30 protein-coding genes are annotated in these 15,431 nt (G+C 37.9%); 27 read left to right on the top strand and 3 right to left on the bottom strand.

Translation table 11 applies throughout. The features are described 5' to 3' along the window. Positions 1-183 precede the first annotated feature (183 nt). From M3205_RS23530 to M3205_RS23450, 17 genes are all read left to right on the top strand, one after another. Entirely contained in the window at positions 184-1,359 is a 1,176-nt protein-coding gene (locus tag M3205_RS23530) for a hypothetical protein (RefSeq protein ID WP_251172098.1), read from the top strand. A 21-nt stretch (positions 1,360-1,380) separates the two neighbouring features. Further along, entirely contained in the window at positions 1,381-3,360 is a 1,980-nt protein-coding gene (locus M3205_RS23525) for a hypothetical protein (RefSeq protein WP_251172097.1), read from the top strand. A gap of 173 nt (positions 3,361-3,533) precedes the next feature. Continuing rightward, complete coding sequence (locus M3205_RS23520) at positions 3,534-4,016, top strand: hypothetical protein (protein WP_251172096.1); 483 nt, start codon at positions 3,534-3,536, stop codon at positions 4,014-4,016. Then, positions 4,017-4,298: a hypothetical protein gene (locus M3205_RS23515; protein WP_251172095.1), complete on the top strand. Its 282-nt coding sequence runs from the start codon at positions 4,017-4,019 to the stop codon at positions 4,296-4,298. A 94-nt stretch (positions 4,299-4,392) separates the two neighbouring features. Then, positions 4,393-4,533 (top strand): hypothetical protein, encoded by a 141-nt coding sequence (locus tag M3205_RS23510; RefSeq protein WP_251172094.1) that lies wholly within the window; start codon positions 4,393-4,395, stop codon positions 4,531-4,533. Next, entirely contained in the window at positions 4,533-4,913 is a 381-nt protein-coding gene (locus M3205_RS23505) for a hypothetical protein (RefSeq protein ID WP_251172093.1), read from the top strand. The genes M3205_RS23510 and M3205_RS23505 overlap by 1 nt, the downstream gene beginning before the upstream one ends. A 14-nt stretch (positions 4,914-4,927) precedes the next feature. After that, entirely contained in the window at positions 4,928-5,089 is a 162-nt protein-coding gene (locus tag M3205_RS23500; protein ID WP_251172092.1) for a hypothetical protein, read from the top strand. Between the two features lie 78 nt (positions 5,090-5,167). Beyond that, positions 5,168-5,512: a hypothetical protein gene (locus M3205_RS23495; protein WP_251172099.1), complete on the top strand. Its 345-nt coding sequence runs from the start codon at positions 5,168-5,170 to the stop codon at positions 5,510-5,512. Then, on the top strand, positions 5,512-6,138 hold the full coding sequence (locus M3205_RS23490) for a DEAD/DEAH box helicase family protein (protein WP_072501974.1): 627 nt from the start codon (positions 5,512-5,514) through the stop codon (positions 6,136-6,138). Before M3205_RS23495 ends, M3205_RS23490 begins: the two co-directional genes overlap by 1 nt. Continuing rightward, positions 6,135-6,482, top strand: a complete 348-nt coding sequence (locus M3205_RS23485; RefSeq protein ID WP_072501975.1) for a hypothetical protein — start codon at positions 6,135-6,137, stop codon at positions 6,480-6,482. The genes M3205_RS23490 and M3205_RS23485 overlap by 4 nt, the downstream gene beginning before the upstream one ends. 113 nt (positions 6,483-6,595) lie before the next feature. Then, a complete protein-coding gene (locus M3205_RS23480) occupies positions 6,596-6,841 on the top strand; it encodes a hypothetical protein (protein ID WP_139293113.1) in 246 nt (81 codons plus the stop codon). A gap of 12 nt (positions 6,842-6,853) precedes the next feature. Next, positions 6,854-7,234, top strand: coding sequence for a hypothetical protein (locus M3205_RS23475; protein ID WP_251172091.1), 381 nt, complete (start codon positions 6,854-6,856; stop codon positions 7,232-7,234). Next, a complete protein-coding gene (locus tag M3205_RS23470) occupies positions 7,224-7,898 on the top strand; it encodes a lytic transglycosylase domain-containing protein (protein ID WP_251172090.1) in 675 nt (224 codons plus the stop codon). Before M3205_RS23475 ends, M3205_RS23470 begins: the two co-directional genes overlap by 11 nt. A gap of 133 nt (positions 7,899-8,031) precedes the next feature. After that, a complete protein-coding gene (locus tag M3205_RS23465) occupies positions 8,032-8,235 on the top strand; it encodes a hypothetical protein (protein WP_251172089.1) in 204 nt (67 codons plus the stop codon). Between the two features lie 563 nt (positions 8,236-8,798). Further along, the gene (locus tag M3205_RS23460) at positions 8,799-8,993 is read left to right on the top strand and encodes a hypothetical protein (RefSeq protein ID WP_251172088.1); all 195 of its coding nucleotides are present in this window, start codon (positions 8,799-8,801) and stop codon (positions 8,991-8,993) included. A gap of 14 nt (positions 8,994-9,007) precedes the next feature. Next, positions 9,008-9,157 carry a hypothetical protein gene (locus tag M3205_RS23455; RefSeq protein ID WP_251172087.1) on the top strand — a complete coding sequence of 50 codons (150 nt, stop codon included), beginning with the start codon at positions 9,008-9,010 and terminating at the stop codon, positions 9,155-9,157. Between the two features lie 32 nt (positions 9,158-9,189). Then, positions 9,190-9,735: a recombinase family protein gene (locus M3205_RS23450; protein WP_251172086.1), complete on the top strand. Its 546-nt coding sequence runs from the start codon at positions 9,190-9,192 to the stop codon at positions 9,733-9,735. Positions 9,736-9,768: 33 nt separating this feature from the next. On the opposite strand, the gene M3205_RS23445 is transcribed toward M3205_RS23450, so the two are convergent. From M3205_RS23445 to M3205_RS23435, 3 genes are all read right to left on the bottom strand, one after another. Then, entirely contained in the window at positions 9,769-10,593 is an 825-nt protein-coding gene (locus tag M3205_RS23445) for a flagellin N-terminal helical domain-containing protein (protein ID WP_251172085.1), read from the bottom strand. Positions 10,594-10,611: 18 nt separating this feature from the next. Next, positions 10,612-10,800 carry a carbon storage regulator gene (locus tag M3205_RS23440; protein ID WP_217028299.1) on the bottom strand — a complete coding sequence of 63 codons (189 nt, stop codon included), beginning with the start codon at positions 10,798-10,800 and terminating at the stop codon, positions 10,612-10,614. 179 nt (positions 10,801-10,979) lie between these two features. Next, positions 10,980-11,513: a DUF3967 domain-containing protein gene (locus M3205_RS23435; RefSeq protein WP_251172084.1), complete on the bottom strand. Its 534-nt coding sequence runs from the start codon at positions 11,511-11,513 to the stop codon at positions 10,980-10,982. 324 nt (positions 11,514-11,837) lie between these two features. Here M3205_RS23435 and M3205_RS23430 point away from each other — a divergent pair, with 324 nt between their 5' ends. From M3205_RS23430 to M3205_RS23385, 10 genes are all read left to right on the top strand, one after another. Next, positions 11,838-12,107: a hypothetical protein gene (locus M3205_RS23430; RefSeq protein WP_251172083.1), complete on the top strand. Its 270-nt coding sequence runs from the start codon at positions 11,838-11,840 to the stop codon at positions 12,105-12,107. 243 nt (positions 12,108-12,350) lie between these two features. Next, complete coding sequence (locus M3205_RS23425) at positions 12,351-13,238, top strand: DnaD domain protein (protein ID WP_251172082.1); 888 nt, start codon at positions 12,351-12,353, stop codon at positions 13,236-13,238. A 157-nt stretch (positions 13,239-13,395) separates the two neighbouring features. Further along, positions 13,396-13,626 (top strand): hypothetical protein, encoded by a 231-nt coding sequence (locus M3205_RS23420; protein WP_251172081.1) that lies wholly within the window; start codon positions 13,396-13,398, stop codon positions 13,624-13,626. A 455-nt stretch (positions 13,627-14,081) separates the two neighbouring features. Further along, positions 14,082-14,258, top strand: coding sequence for a hypothetical protein (locus M3205_RS23415; RefSeq protein ID WP_211705072.1), 177 nt, complete (start codon positions 14,082-14,084; stop codon positions 14,256-14,258). Positions 14,259-14,262: 4 nt separating this feature from the next. Next, on the top strand, positions 14,263-14,409 hold the full coding sequence (locus tag M3205_RS23410; protein ID WP_251172080.1) for a hypothetical protein: 147 nt from the start codon (positions 14,263-14,265) through the stop codon (positions 14,407-14,409). Continuing rightward, on the top strand, positions 14,410-14,550 hold the full coding sequence (locus M3205_RS23405; protein WP_170853833.1) for a hypothetical protein: 141 nt from the start codon (positions 14,410-14,412) through the stop codon (positions 14,548-14,550). Between the two features lie 18 nt (positions 14,551-14,568). Further along, positions 14,569-14,727: a PTS ascorbate transporter subunit IIC gene (locus M3205_RS23400; protein WP_072501964.1), complete on the top strand. Its 159-nt coding sequence runs from the start codon at positions 14,569-14,571 to the stop codon at positions 14,725-14,727. A gap of 5 nt (positions 14,728-14,732) precedes the next feature. Continuing rightward, positions 14,733-14,933: a hypothetical protein gene (locus tag M3205_RS23395; protein ID WP_072501965.1), complete on the top strand. Its 201-nt coding sequence runs from the start codon at positions 14,733-14,735 to the stop codon at positions 14,931-14,933. Positions 14,934-15,000: 67 nt separating this feature from the next. Then, positions 15,001-15,192, top strand: a complete 192-nt coding sequence (locus M3205_RS23390) for a hypothetical protein (RefSeq protein ID WP_251172079.1) — start codon at positions 15,001-15,003, stop codon at positions 15,190-15,192. A gap of 38 nt (positions 15,193-15,230) precedes the next feature. Continuing rightward, positions 15,231-15,425, top strand: coding sequence for a hypothetical protein (locus M3205_RS23385; protein WP_251172078.1), 195 nt, complete (start codon positions 15,231-15,233; stop codon positions 15,423-15,425). Positions 15,426-15,431 lie beyond the last annotated feature (6 nt).

The raw sequence follows: 15,431 nt of genomic DNA, 5'->3' as shown, positions 1-15,431 counted from the left end.
AAGTGGTAACGCATTGCTAGGCATCGTTGGAACTTTTGTTCTTCTAGGACTTGCTTTCGTACTTGTTCCAAAACTTATTGCTTTAATCCGTAACTCTTTCTCGGCTGCTAAAGGAAATTAGAACAGCCGAATGCCGGGGAGATAGAAAATCTATCTTCCCTTTTTAATACCTGGAAACGTGGGGTGTTTTATATATCAAAGAAAAGCACTTTCTTGTTACTTTTATTGTTCTTTTTTCTTGGTGGTAATCAAGCTTATGCAGAAACATATAATTACGGTTATTTTGGGACAACTTCCCAAACGGAGAAACTTTGGGCTGATGGTGGAGCGCACAATGATGTTTGGACAAGCCTTTCAACAGGTGGAGGATCAGGGCAAGTTATTTGGTATAGTACATCTTCAAGTCAAATAGGAACGTCCACTATACCTGGAAGCGTAAGTGCTCCAAGTGGTGCAGCAGCATTTTCTCTTAGATCGTTAGATGGTTCTGAGGTTTACGCTATTGAAGGAACTTCAACTAATCCTCTTTCATCAACTGTTATTTTCACAGGTTCTTCTTCTGGTGGAGGAAGTGGAGGATCGGGTGATAGTGGCTGTATAGGCTGTGATTTGTTTAACTGCCCTGGTTGGTCTCAATACATGGGGAAATTGGATGAAATAAAGAGTGCTATACCTCCTGCCCCAAATTGGCAGCAAGTCGCAAATACCTTTAGAGACACGATAGCACCAAGGATTATAAATGATTTGGATAATTTACTAGGTCGTGCTCCTTCTTCTCCAGGTGCGCCAAATGCTCCATCTATTCCTGCCCTTCCAAGTGATTTGGACGATAGAGGATTAAAAGCACCAACAGGACAAGAAGCTCCAGGATTGGACGATTCAACTTTTAGTGGTGATGACATTAAAAACGGAGCACCGAAAATTCCAGAAAGAGAAGATCCAACAGGAGGGTTTGAAATTAATGATCCAATAAGTGGACTTCCCACCCAGGATGAATTCACAGCTAATCAACCGAATGAAGGGGAAGCACCATTGCCGACAGACCCGAAAGACCCGGATAATTTCGCTCCAAATCCTCCAGAGGGAGATAATGTTGCGCCAACACCAAGCGAGGGAGAAAATCAAGCCCCTTCACCAAATGAAGGAGATAATTACACCCCTCCGAACCCTTCGGAACCGGAAAACATGGCGCCAGCTGATCCGACAGAGCCGGAAAATATCGCCCCAACACCTGGAGACACAACGGGAACGGCGCCAATCCCGAATGAAAGTGGAACGGCTCCTATTCCTGGAGATACAAACGGCTTAGCGCCCATTCCTAGTGAAAGTGGGACAGCGCCACTACCAGGGCAGCCGTAAGGAAAGGAGATAATTAAGAAATTGAAAAAATTAATAGTTTTATTAATGGCTTTAGTGCTTTTCTTTGTGCCGTTTGGTTCGGCATTTGCTTATACAGGCGGTTTGTTGAATGGGAAACCTATTAATAGGGGTGTTGATGCAAATACATCAACGCAAATTTTTTCAACTATAACCGATAATGATGAAGGTACTCCTGTATCGTTACAAGCCAATGGTCAACAGGATACCTTTTGGTATGAGTTCTCTAGTCCTGTCAATTTAACTCATTATCAATTAAAAGCTATGTCAACTGTGACTGGTTTAAAAATTACTGCTGTAACAAGTACTGGACAAGTTTTTACAATTAGTTCTTCACCTAATACAGCGGGTGGAAAAGTATCAACGTCTGTAAGTAATGTAAAAAAGATTGTTCTTACTAATACAGCTACTTCTCCGATAACCGTTTATGAGTTTGATGTTTTTGGTTCGGATGCTAATCCTTCGCCTTCTGGTACAGATGTGTTAGCGAATATTCCTGTTAATATTGGTTCTGCATTGGATGATACTTTAAAAACTGATTCATTTTTAACCGATGGGAATGAATCTACTGGTTATACATTAATTGGGCAAAACCAAATGTATTGGTATAAATTTGATAAACCTATTAATGTAATGGGCTATAAGCATTTTAAATATAATGGCACTACTATTTCATGGCAATTAAAATTATATGATGCTAATAAAAATGTTTTATATACTTCTGTGGAATTTCCTTCACAAAATCTTTCTATGGATGTTAAAAATGTTTCTTATTTTTCTATTGAAAATACCCGATCTGTTGGTAGTGGATTATATGAATTTGATTTATTGGGTGTAGAATCTCCAACGGTTACACATGATGATGTTACAAATTTAATTTTATCAGCAACTCATAACTCTGTTGGTCTTATGTGGAATCTGCCGACTGATAAAACAGATTTTATAGGAACAAAGATTTATAAGAATGGAGAATTTTTAAAATCAGTAGACAGCAGCACAAAAACATTTACCGATTCCAATGTGTCAGCTGATACGAATTACACCTATAAGATAACGGCTGTTTATTCAGATGGACATGAAACAGAAGGAATAAGTAAGTCAGTCACAACAAAGTCTACTCCCCCTCCAGATCGAGACGGTGACGGGATTCCAGATGATGAAGACGAGTTTCCGGATGATCCAACAAATGTTGGGGAAGTAAAAAATTTAGAAATCACAACAACCTATAAAAGCGCCAATCTATCCTGGGTGTTGCCAAAGTCGGAAAACTTGCAGCATGTAAATATTTATCGTGAAACATTAACCCAGGAAACAAGCTTTATGGACAAGCTCATAAATGGAAAAACGGTATATGCAGCAGGTGAAAAAATCTTTGAAACGAACGGAACTTATTTCAATGATTATACGGTAGAGCCTGGCACAGAGTACGAATATAAAGTTACAACAACATCGGTCGATGGAGTTGAAAGTGAAGGGGTAACAGCTAGAACCAAAACACCAGGAAAGCCCCTTGTTGCTTTTGAAGAATTATCCCTACCTTTCTCTGTCAAAGACTTACTTCTTTCTGGTAACGGCTTGCTATGGATTATTGGACCGTTCATCCTGCTTGCATTAGCTTTCTTGCTTGTTCCAAAGATAAGAAACTTAATTATTGGAGCCTTCCGAAAGGATTCGAAAGGAAGTTCCGAAGCTGCTGAGAGAAGAACGAAAGCAGAAGCTATTCAGAAAATGGAAAGACAGGAAGCGAAAGAATTTAGAACGACAAAGGAACCGAAAAGCGAACGGGTTGAAGTAGCGCCAAAGCCTACTAGGGAACCTAAAGAGATAAAACAACCAAGAATTAGAGAGCCTAAAGAGCGCATAAGAACAGCTAAGTTGACCCGAGAAAGAATTAGGGAACCAAGAGCACCGAGGGCTTCCAGAGAGCCGAGAGCGCCAAGAGAACGAGCGAGAAAGCCGAGGGATAGAAGGGGGATTAGTTAAAGGTGAATGCTGAACTATTGCAGGGGATGATAGATATAGTTTTCAAAGGTAATTTGGTTTATCTGTCTCCCTTCCTCTTCTTATTAATGGTTATCTTATTTTCAGATCGCTTAATTGAATTGATTTATAACGCAATGAGAGACAAGTCGACAAGACGCAGCAGGTATTAAAGTATGGGAATTATCGGGGATGCCTTCGGGAAACTATTTGATTTTCTATACTCATTATTTGCCGGATTGTTTGGCGTCATATGGGACGGCTTAAAATGGGTCGGAAACCTTCTTAAAAAGTTATTTCAAAACCTTGTAGATATAATAATTGGCTTTTTTAAAGTTATATACGCCTTAATTGAAGGATTGCTTTATCTCCTGTATATGATCGGGGTTTTAGCTGTTAAGTTGTTCCTGGTGATCTTTGAAGCAGCAAAAGTTTTGTGGTCATTGATTGAGGGATTTGTCCGAACGCTCGGCAGCTTAAAGTACTCCCCGAGATCAGGTGGAGGTCATGGCTACTCTGAGATATTGGGGAAGCTGTTTAGTAATTTAAAAGTTTTGCAGATTGATTCAATCGCCTATATTTTGCTGTTTATGCTTTGGTTCATAACAGCCGTAGCTGCCATCAAGCTAATTTCTTCAATCAGGGTTGGGGGTGATTAATTGGACGTTTTAGGAGTTATCAAGGGGTTTATAGATAAGATTTTCAAACCGCCAATAACATTCCTTGACCTGGCTATTGAGAAATTACAAGAAGTTCAAATGGTGACAGCCCAGGGGCTGAATATAGGACAATATTTCGCAGTATTTGGAGATTTACCGACTGCCTGGCAGTTGGTTGTCTCCTCCATTTTACTTTCTACTGTGCTGTTAGGTTCACTGTTAATTTTTAGATCGGTCATGAGAATGTACTATTCAGTAAAAGAGGGCGTGAAATGGTGGTGATTTCAGTTGTGATTGGATTAGTTGTTGCAGCCGCATTGATCTTTGTTACGGATTACGAAAGCGAAAAAAGATTAAGAGAGTGGAGGAAATATTAATGGCTGAAGCTATGATTTATATGTTTTTTGTGGGTTTTGGAACGACTGCCGGAGCCGGATGCGCTGCATTAATCGGTTTTAAGATTTGGCAGCGTATGAAGAATAGAACACCGAAGAAAAGGAAAGGGGCTGCATTCTAATGTTCTTCAAAAGAAAAGAAGATGACGAGTTTCTATTTGAAACAACGGATATATTAATTGTTTTCGATAATGACAATAAAACATCAGATATAAAAACTATTACGGACTTCACCGAGGATTCAGTAATAGTCGCAGGGCATTACAAGGTACCAATTTTAGATTGTGAGATAACCACAGGGAAGGAAGGGCGCAATTTTTTCTATAGAGCGCCTTCCAGATCAATCGAAGAAACGGGCAGACTTGCACAACTTGAAATGAACATGGTTCTGGAGCAGATCACAGCATACAAGCCCCCTATTCCACCTTCTTCTATGGACTGGACAAAAGGATTGTTATTCGGATTGTTATTTATCGCCTTTATTGTTATAGCCGTTTCATAAAAGGAGTGGGAAAAATGGATTTGAAATTATGCTGCATGATTTATGAACTTAAAGGGATGGTTGATACCATGTCTGAGCTGGCAGAAAGTGATGATAGATATGATAATCCGGTCATTGACCGGATGGCAAAGAAAATAAATGAACTAGCGAATTTATTAGAAGAAAAGAGTGCTTGAGAATCGACCTACAGCGCAATTAATTTTTTCGAGTAATATAATCACCCACTAAATGCAAAATTAAGGAGCTGAAAATTGATGCAACCAGCTGAAAACGCCCAAAAACTTCAAAGTGTTATATCTGATGATCTGTTCCCCCAGGTTCAGCACATTTCCGATGTTAAACAAGTAATTGAAGAAATGACAGGACTATCCCAAAACTTAAGAGAGCCGCAAATAAAAGCCTTGCTGCTTCTTAAAAGGATGGGAGAGAATACATATCTCCACCCGGACGGGAACCCGTACAAAGGTATTTATGATTACATAATAGGCAAAGGGAAAACGCATGTTGCTAATCCTGATTATTATTTAGATACCATTGAGGCATTGATCCCGAAACCTCCTAAGCCGGTTATCTTGGCAGAGAAAGGAATGAAAAAGTAATGGCACATCATTTCTTTGTACAAGGTCCTTTAGGAGCCGGAAAGACTTTTCTAATGTCTTTGCTGGCTCATCATTGGAAAGAGAGAACGGAACAAAGGGGAGGACAAGTGCAGTTGTTCTCCAACTATGGTTTGGCAGATTCTTTCCCAATGACACATTATACAGATTGGTATAAGGTAGCCGAAGCCCAGGGCAGTATCGTTTGTTGGGATGAAGCTCAAATGGCATTCAGTAACCGGAAATGGAGCAAATACGGCTCTACCCTGGCAACAGAGGTTTTAATGTTCACCAGGAAGATGCAGAGCGTCCAGATATATTGCAGCCCTTCTATAAGAAACGTAGATTCCAGGATAAGAGATATTGTTGAGGTGCTTGTGAACGTCCGGAAAATCGGAGACAAGGGTTTTTCCCTTCACTTTACAGATTACCAAACAGGATTCCCGATGCAGCAAGCTTCCCAATTTATACCGATGTACAAGGCTAAAAAGATATTCAAGCTAAACCTTTATGATTCTTTTAATATGGTTCAGGGCTTCCCATTGCCAGCCACAGAACAGCAAGGGAATGAGTTTTTTGCAAAGTTAGAAGAAATACATGACAAAGCCAGGGGGAAAATTGCCGTATGAATTTAGATCAGATTTCACTAATTCCAAAGGGGTACAAAAACAAAGACCCACGCAGCCTTTTATACTTATATCCCAATTCAGTAAATATAGTTGCTTATGCTAAAAAGATGCAGCAGTTTTCCTTCTATCAATCCCTGGAGATCGCAGAGGATTTAGCCAAGCGCCAGGGCTTTATCCTTCTACCATGGGAATGTATTCATTGGCAGAGAGCAAAGGCTTTCGGGGTGGATCGGAAAGTAAAGATTGGCAGGAAGTCTTTCTTCTTAATGAAAGTTAATGAATTGACCAAAAATGAAAGATTAAAACTTGAAAACTATTTGAACGAGATTAACCAGGCAGTATAATCCGAACAATGTGAACCAGGTAACAGCTGCAGAGAACTTTTAAATCCGAACATTTATTAACCCTGGTTTGGATCCTATCGGGATAAAACACAAAAGATGATAAGGAGTTATATATGGACCCGACCACATTTGCAGCTAAGCTTCACGATGATAACAAAAGGATAGATTATTATTCTAATCAGCTTCTGGAGCTTATCAAAAAAGAATTTAGAACCAGGGCAATAGATAAGTACGATTATGAACGGTTTATCAATATTCTTACATGCTTGAAGCTACAGACAGAGGAAAGCCGAAAAGATGTAGAGGATTTTATCAGAAGAACAAAACTACATAAAGTTTCCCTTGATCTAAGGGCATAGGAGGGCTACAGGATGATTCTAAACATTAGTAAAGTTGAAATGGCTATATTAGTTGTTCATATGTCAGCAATGCGCCAGAACGTAAGGAAGGGCTTTAAAAGCAATTACGGCAGGAAAGAAGGTAAAGAGGTACTTGCTAGTTATGACGAGGTAAAACTAGCCTTTCAGCAAGCCATAGAAGGGCTAGAAGAAGATCATCAAGCAGTTGACCTTCATTTTAATATTAAGGAAGTGAATATGCTGCATTCTTTCGTTTCCTGGTATGCAGCTGAATTAGAATTGACCTTTGAAGCAGCCGGAAAGAAAGCCGGAGAAGAAGATCAGAAGCAAATTGATTCTTTGAACGAGATTAAAAGGCGTATTGAAAAGGTGCTGGAAGATTATGCAGCATAAAGGATTATTCCTTCTACTCCTGCCGTTATTTCTTTTCTTTGGTAGTCCAGCAAACGCTGATATAGGGGAATGGCAGCTGGAGAAACAAAAAGTTGAAGCGCAGCGTGCAGAGATCAGAGCCAAAATGCAAACAGCTGAAGGCAATGAAAAAATAAAGTTAGGCATGGAAGATAATAAATTGGCAGCCTATCAAAAAGCATATGAGCAAGCCATTTCATATGTGCAGCCGGATCAGTTGGATGCAGCAGCCTTTTATGATCTTTCTATCCCTGCTGCCATTCTTCCAGGGCAAAGCGTTCCAGAAGAATATAAAACCATATATAAAGATGCTGGTGAACGGTTCGGGGTTGATTGGTATGTATTAGCTGCCATTCATGATATTGAAACAGACTTCTCCAGGATAAAGCTCATGGTTTCTTCTGCCGGGGCTATCGGGCATATGCAGTTTATGCCCTCTACATTTTCAGCCTATGGAGTAGACGGAAACGGAGACGGAAGAAAAGACCCTTGGAACCTGGAGGATGCGATCCATTCAGCTGCCAATTACCTTGCAGCAAGTGGATATAAGAAAGACATAAGGAAAGCCATTTGGCATTATAATCATGCCGATTGGTATGTAAATGATGTTATTGAAACAGCAGCAAGGATAAGGCTGTCATTATGATGTTTGTTATTCTATTTACCCTTGCTGTTTTTAGTTTATGGATTTTACCAGAAAAGCTATACAAATTTTCGGTAAGGTTCGGAAAGAAATTGATTAAGAAGCAAATAAAACATGAAATAAAGAGGTTCAAGCTATGAAAGATTTGAGGATCACACCAAAAAAGAAAGCAGCGTTTTATTTTGGGTTAGTTGCTGTTCTATTATTCCAGCACACATTTATATTAAAAACAGACTTAACAGCCTGGTTCCTCTTTAACTTTTATATTGCCGGATTGGTGGCAACTGTTTGTATTGCAAAAGGGATTAAACAATTAAAAGGGAGAGGTGAAATTAAATGAGTATAGGCAAGATCAGAACCATCTTATATAAAACCGCCCGGATTCTTGGAGATATTAACGCCATTAAAAGAGGGAGAGTGAAAGAAAGGATTCATAATAGAATCATTGGAAAAATAACGGGAAAACTTTTTAAATAGCCCTTTCAATAACGGTCGTTTTTGAAAAGAATATAGAGCAAGTCAGAAACGGGCGAAAACCCGTTTATTTTTTATCAAAAATATTAACAAAATCAAATTATCATTATTTACAAACATAACCGTTTTTGATAAGATTAAAACAGGTTAAAGAACGGTCTATCAAAAGACTCTGCCGAATGGACTAGAAATAAGGCAGCAAGGCTCTTTAAAATGGAGTACATTTTATATTTAAAAATGGAGTACAAATTTATGAACAAATTTAAGAAATGTACATACTGCATGAAAGATTATCCTCCAAAAGAACTTAAGCCTATTAGAAATGATGATTCCCCGCATTTGAACAGAAAATATTGCCCTAAATGTCTTCCGGTTGTGCAACACGCTCACAATAATCTGCCCTGGAATAAAAAATTTTAGGAGGAGCTCATGAAATCCTATAGGGTACAAGCTAAATTATCAAAAGAACAAAAAGCCAGATTTGAAGAAATCCGAAGTATTTTAGAATTTGAGAAGCAGCAGGGCGTTAATTTAACACCTTCTCACGTTTATTCTAAAGAGGACAAAATAACAGATTCAGACGTTATAAGATTCTTAATCACAAACTATAAATTCATTGATTAGAAGGAGATAGCAGCATGAAAACATATTATTTAGTTTCCATTACTTTGCTTGAAGGGAAAAAGAAAATCGCTGAAACATTGTATGACTTTTATTCAACCGATATAGAGAATTTAAAGAAAGATGTAGCCTGTTATATGAGAGTTGTTTATCCTTCTCTATCCTGAGAGTATGAAATTATAGAAAGTAGGGCTTGTTAATGAAGTTTGGGTATGCCAGGGTATCAACACAAGATCAGAACTTAGACATGCAGCTGGATGCCCTAAAGGACTTCGGCTGTGATCAAATTTTCCAGGAGAAGATCACAACCAGGAAAGCAGATCGTCCCCAACTAGAAGAAATGATAAAAGTTTTGCGCCCTGGTGATACCGTTGTGATATTTAAGCTTGACCGGATCAGCAGGAGCACAAAGCATCTAATAGAATTGAGTGAGCTTTTCGAGAACAAGGGCGTTCAATTCGTTTCCCTTCAAGATAGCATTGATACATCAACACCTATGGGGCGTTTTTTCTTTCGAGTAATGGCAAGTATAGCCGAATTAGAACGGGATATAGTGAGCGAAAGAACGAGGGCAGGATTATCAGCAGCAAGAGCCAGGGGCAGGAAAGGCGGTCGTCCAAAGGCAGATGAAAAGAAAGTGGAGCTTGCTGTGAAAATGTATAAATCTAAAGACTACTCCATAAAAGAAATTGTGGAAGCTACAGGAGTAAGCCAGGCAACACTATATAGGAATCTGAAAGAATAAAAAGACAGCTCTAGAAAGAGCTGCCTTTTTTTATTAACGTAACAATTGAAGAACGCCTTGTGGCTGCTGGTTTGCTTGTGCAAGCATAGCTTGAGAAGCCTGAGCCAAGATAGAGTTCTTTGTTTGTTCCATCATTTCTGATGCCATATTCACGTCACGAATGCGTGATTCTGCTGCTGTTAGGTTTTCAGAAGATGTACCAAGATTGTTAATAGTGTGCTCTAAACGGTTCTGGAAAGCACCCATTTTTGAACGAGATTTAGAAACAGAAGCAATAGCACTCTCAATTGTTGTAATAGCTGTCTGAGAAGTCGCTTTATCTGTGATAACCTGTATAGAAATGTCTACTGAATCTTCCCCTAGAGCTGTACTTAACTGAGCTTTCCAATCAATTGTGATTTGTTCTCCTGCGTTAGCTCCTACTTGAATATCTAATGATTGATCTGCAGAAAGAATATTCTTTTTGTTGAATTGTGTTTCTTGGCCAATACGCTCAACCTCTGCAATTAACTGAGTAAATTCATCATTAAGTGATGCCTGGTCTTCCGTCGTATTCGTGTCATTTGTTGCCTGTACAGCAAGTTCACGCATACGCTGGAGGATGTCATGCGTTTCGTTTAAAGCGCCCTCAGCTGTTTGAATTAAAGATATACCATCTTGTGCATTTCGAGATGCTTGATCTAATCCACGAACCTGAGCACGCATTTTTTCAGAGATTGCTAGTCCTGCTGCGTCATCTCCAGCGCGGTTGATACGAAGACCCGAAGATAATTTCTCCATAGATTTTGATTGTGCATCGCTCGCACTGTTTAGTTGGCGGAACGTATTAAGCGCCGCAATGTTGTGATTAATTCTCATTTTTGTTACCTCCGTGTTTTAATTTTTTATAGACACGTCCTTGTGACTATAAAGTTCACTCCTTAAGATTTGAAAGTCTTTTGGAGCATCTATGTTAAGCCGAAGCATGTCGTCTTCGGTCTTAACAACACCTACAACTATCTTTTCATTGTTGGGACCAATCAAAATTACCTCTTGACCTGGTTTTCTTCCTAAAACTAAACCCATTTTCTAATCCTCCCTGATGCTTATTGCCAGTCCTTTGTCATATGTTATATCGCCATTAAATCTATATTTTTAAGGGGTTTTGAAATAAAAAAAGGACAGATTATAAGCATCTGTCCTTTTGATTTTGAAATGAACGACTTGAAAATTAAAGAATGGGGGTCGTTCTCTCGTTCGTTTACCTATTCTATTCCGAAGATTCTTTTAAACCAGGGTATCTTTTTTTTTTCTAATGCAGCTGCCTTTTCTTCCTGGCTCTCTCTAATAGTTTCAAGGAGTAGCCGATCTCTCTTTTCTAATGAATCTTTGATGAACTTTTCTTGTTGATCTAATTTTTGCAATAAAGCTTTGTTGAATTCCTCCTGTTTTTTATTCTGTTCCAGGAGTTCTTTTACCATATTTTCTAGATTTTCATAAGAACGGGTATTTTCCATAGGAACGGGGGTCGTTCTCTCGTTCACTCCCTCCTTTGAAAATTTTTCCACAACAGCTTTAGCTGCTTGTTCTCTGGTGAATTTCTTCACTTTATACAGCTGTTTGAAATGGTTTAAAGCTACTAAATCGTTATCAGTAAACGCCCTGGAGTCCATCGCCCCTTTGATAAATCTATACCCGTTCTTTTCTAATTCTATACACCACTTTCTCAGGGTGCTTTCGCCAATATCTAAATATTTGGCAGCTTCATGTGTCCAATAAGCTTTTTCTATCTCTTCCAAGTCATAACACCACCAATAAAACCCGTTCTAAATCTGTTCATTTCGTATTGACACGCAATTATCTAATCCTTAAACTAAAAATAAGTAAATTCGACAATTTTTGGGTTTCCGTCCGCATTTTGTCAGTTTACTCCAGGGGCGTATTTCAAATTTATCATAGTTTGATTTTTTTGAACATCACGCCCCTTAGTTATACGTGCTCATTAGGCATTTAGTTGCATTATATATTAACTATTTAAAGGGATTGTTGAGACAACTGTCTCATGTTACCATAAAAAACATAGAACGTATGTTCCTTTAAAAATCAAAAAAAGAGGTGTTATTTTGTTCATTTCTCATGTCACATCAAAGGGCAAACAGTACATTTATCTTTATGAGTACTGTAGTAGTGAAACAAAGAAAAAACAAAGTCTCTATGGTTTTGGAAGAAAAGAAGAAGCTATTAAGGATATGCGCAGCTGGGGAAGGAATTTCAATCTTTTTCCGCAGCAATTAGTAGAGTTTGGCTGCACAAAAGAAGATTTAAGCGATTGGATCAGAACAATGGAAACAGGAGTAACGAAAACGGGGAAGAAATTTAAGGCTATCATTTAATTACACCAAAAGTTAATACATAAATCTGGCAAAATCTATTATTTTTAATTGAAGGTTGTAACTAGGTTTGCTACAATAAAAATAGAAAAAGGAACCAGCCTCGCAAACTTGTTCCTTTTCCCTACTCATTTCTTGCATATAGAATTTTTAATGTCCTATAACTATTATAGTTTGGATTCCTCCTGTATGCAAGGAATGGATTTTGCCGATTAATGTCCATTTTTGAAGGAGGATTTTTTATTTATGTCAATCGTTAGAACTATGAAAAGAGAGAATCCGTTTGTTCAGCTAGATAAGCAATATATAGGGAATGGTACACTTTCTCTTAAAGCTACAGGTTTATTAACCTATATTCTGTCCAGGCCTGATGGCTGGCAAATACGAATGAAAGATATTCAAAATAAATTTAATGATGGTGAAACCTCAGTTAGATCAGCAATGAAGGAATTAATTTCTACAGGTTATGTAAATAGATACAGAGAACGAACTGAAAACGGAACTTTTGGCGATTGGATATATGATGTTTATGAGCGTCCGGAGTTTAATCCTAAATATAATCCTAAACGTGAAAATCAAGTATTGGAGCCTAAACGTGATTTTCCAGACCTGGATAATCCAGACCTGGAAAACAACAGCTATAGTAATAATGATTTTAGTAATAATGATTTTAGTAATAAAGAAGAAGAAGAAGAAGCTTCCAGCTTAATTTCATTATTTGAAAAATTAATTACTCCTTCAAATGAAGCCGTAGCAAATCAAATTAAGTCCTGGTTAAAGCATTTACCTTTTGAGGTAATTAAAAATGAAATAGAGTACAGTGCACTAAGAAATGCAAAATCTTGGATGTACATAGATAAGGCATTAACAGAAGATAAAAACATGGGGATTATGGACATAACAGGTTTAGAAATGAAACGTACTGAACACGCAGCTAAACAACGTAAGCCTAAAAAATCAAATAATAAAGCTGGAACGAGAAAGCCTATAAGGAAAGAGCAAGATCCGGATGAAATATTCCAACGATATGAGAATGAAGCAATAAAGAATAAGACTGCTAAGAATGACAGCGATAGCAAAAGCGAGAAAAAATCGGTTCGGGATATTCTAAAGAAACTAGAAGCAGTTAAGTAATTCTTAAATAGTGAACATTAATAAGGTGAATAATACTCATAAACTTCAGGAGCTTATTTAAAGGGATTTAATAGGTCGTAGAGGGTTTTATTCACCTTATTCAAAATAAAGCTAATACAGGGTGATTTATATGTCTAAAACGGGCTTTCTTGTAAAAGTGAAAGCTAAAAACAGAGAATACTTCTATTTGAGAAAATCCTTTTGGAAGGATAAAAAGCCACAAAACAAAAATGTTTTCTCATTTGGAAATAAGCAAAAAGCTTTAAATAGTTTCTATGAGTGGAAAAACAATATTGAAAATATGCCTGCGGATTTAAGGGAAATGGGCTTTGATCGAGAAGATATAGTGAATTGGATTGATCAAATCGAAGGTGAACTGAACAAATGAAAAATTCCTTTTTTTTACAAAAAAACGTGTGGTTTTTAAATATAAATATATATTAAATTTTGCACGACTATTTGAATTTTCCAAGGCAGAGAACGCAAGGTATTTTAATGGATTTTTGGAGTTGAACGACTTCAATTTTCGGAGATTTTTAGAAAATTTGAGGATGAAAAATTTAATTTAATTTTTAAAAGTTTTGCCATATACAACCATAAAAGGAAGTTGTATATTAAGTTATAGAAAAGCAAATAAAAAACGTTGCAGTCCTTTTAAGTGTTACCAGCACTTAAAAGAGATCACTAGGTAGGATAAGTACCGAGCGACCGATTTCTCACTACAACGCACCCTTATTATATCTTTTTAGGGATGCGTGTGTAAATAGAAAAGGGATAGGTATGTCTTTCACTAGTGGAAAGATTTACCTATCCCTTTTTTGCTTTTCTGGAAGAGGTGAAGAAATGGAAACAGAGCCACAGGTTGTTGTTCCTGTAGAAATACGAGAAATGACAAGGGTTGAAACTGAAAAAGGCAATATTCATGTTATCCATGAAATCACGCTCGGTGATCTGCTTGTCTCTATGTCATTAGTTGCCCTTTTGATCTTCCAGGTCTTAAGCCGGGTTATAAGGAGGTAGCTGCATGTATGAAATAGTTAGCCAGACACCGAAGGAGATTGTCTTCACCTACATTATGTTTTTGGCAGCCTGTTTTGTAACCTACCCCATTGTAAGTTTGATTACAACAGCAGCAAACAAACTAAACGGCAGCAGTAAAGGGGCTGAATAAATGGAGATAGGCGGGCTTATGGCATATGCCTTCAAAGTTTTTTTAGGTAACCCAGATATTATGGCTGCTTTAATAACATGGGGCATCATTGTAACCCTGGCATTAACGGTCATAGAGAGTTTTAAAGAAACAAAACTATGAAAGGGGTTAGGGTGAACAGTGAATTTATCAGGGGTTTGGGATTGGACGTTTTTTTGGAATACGTTTGGATTCATCCTTAAAACTGTGGCTTCCTTCCTGATGATCGTAGTTGCAATTATTGCGGTCGGGATGTTGCTGCAAGTCGTAATCAAAGCAGTAAGAAATAGTAGGGAGTAATTTTTATGCAAATTGATTTCTTTAACTCTACTAATTTATCGCTGTTTTGGAGCTATGTAAAAATGCTGCTTGAAGGAGTAGCGCCTGGAGTTATGATCGCTTTCGCTGTGGTCTGTGTTGGGTTTTTACTAGGTATCATCGTGAAAGCCTGGAATCAATCAGCCAAAGAGGAAGAAGAAAGGGATTATGACTACAGAGAATATTAAAACCCGTTAATAACTGGCTTAAACCAGTATTATAAAAAAACTTATTTTCCAAGGAGGAAAACACATTATGCCAACTTTAGGAGCTGCAATTGATTTCACAGGAGTAACTTTACCATTCTCAGTTAATGATCTAATCGGAAGTGGTAACGCATTGCTAGGCATCGTTGGAACTTTCGTTCTTCTAGGACTTGCTTTCGTACTTGTTCCGAAACTTATTGCTCTTATCCGTAACTCTTTCTCTGCTGCTAAAGGTCGCTAATAGCCTTTAGCAAATTAACGAAAAAGGGGGTGTGAACTATGGAAGAAACAACGTCAAAAGCAATTGATTTTTCCGGAGTTACTTTACCTTTTTCGGTTAATGATCTAATCGTAAGTGGTAACGCATTGCTAGGCATCGTTGGAACTTTTGTTCTTCTAGGACTTGCTTTCGTACTTGTTCCAAAACTTATTGCTTTAATCCGTAACTCTTTCTCGGCTGCTAAAGGAAATTAGAACAGC

Origin of the sequence: Cytobacillus firmus (assembly GCF_023715565.1) — a bacterium.
Classification (GTDB): Bacteria; Bacillota; Bacilli; order Bacillales; family Cytobacillaceae; genus Cytobacillus; species Cytobacillus firmus_C.
This window is presented reverse-complemented; position numbering and strand designations above follow the sequence as displayed.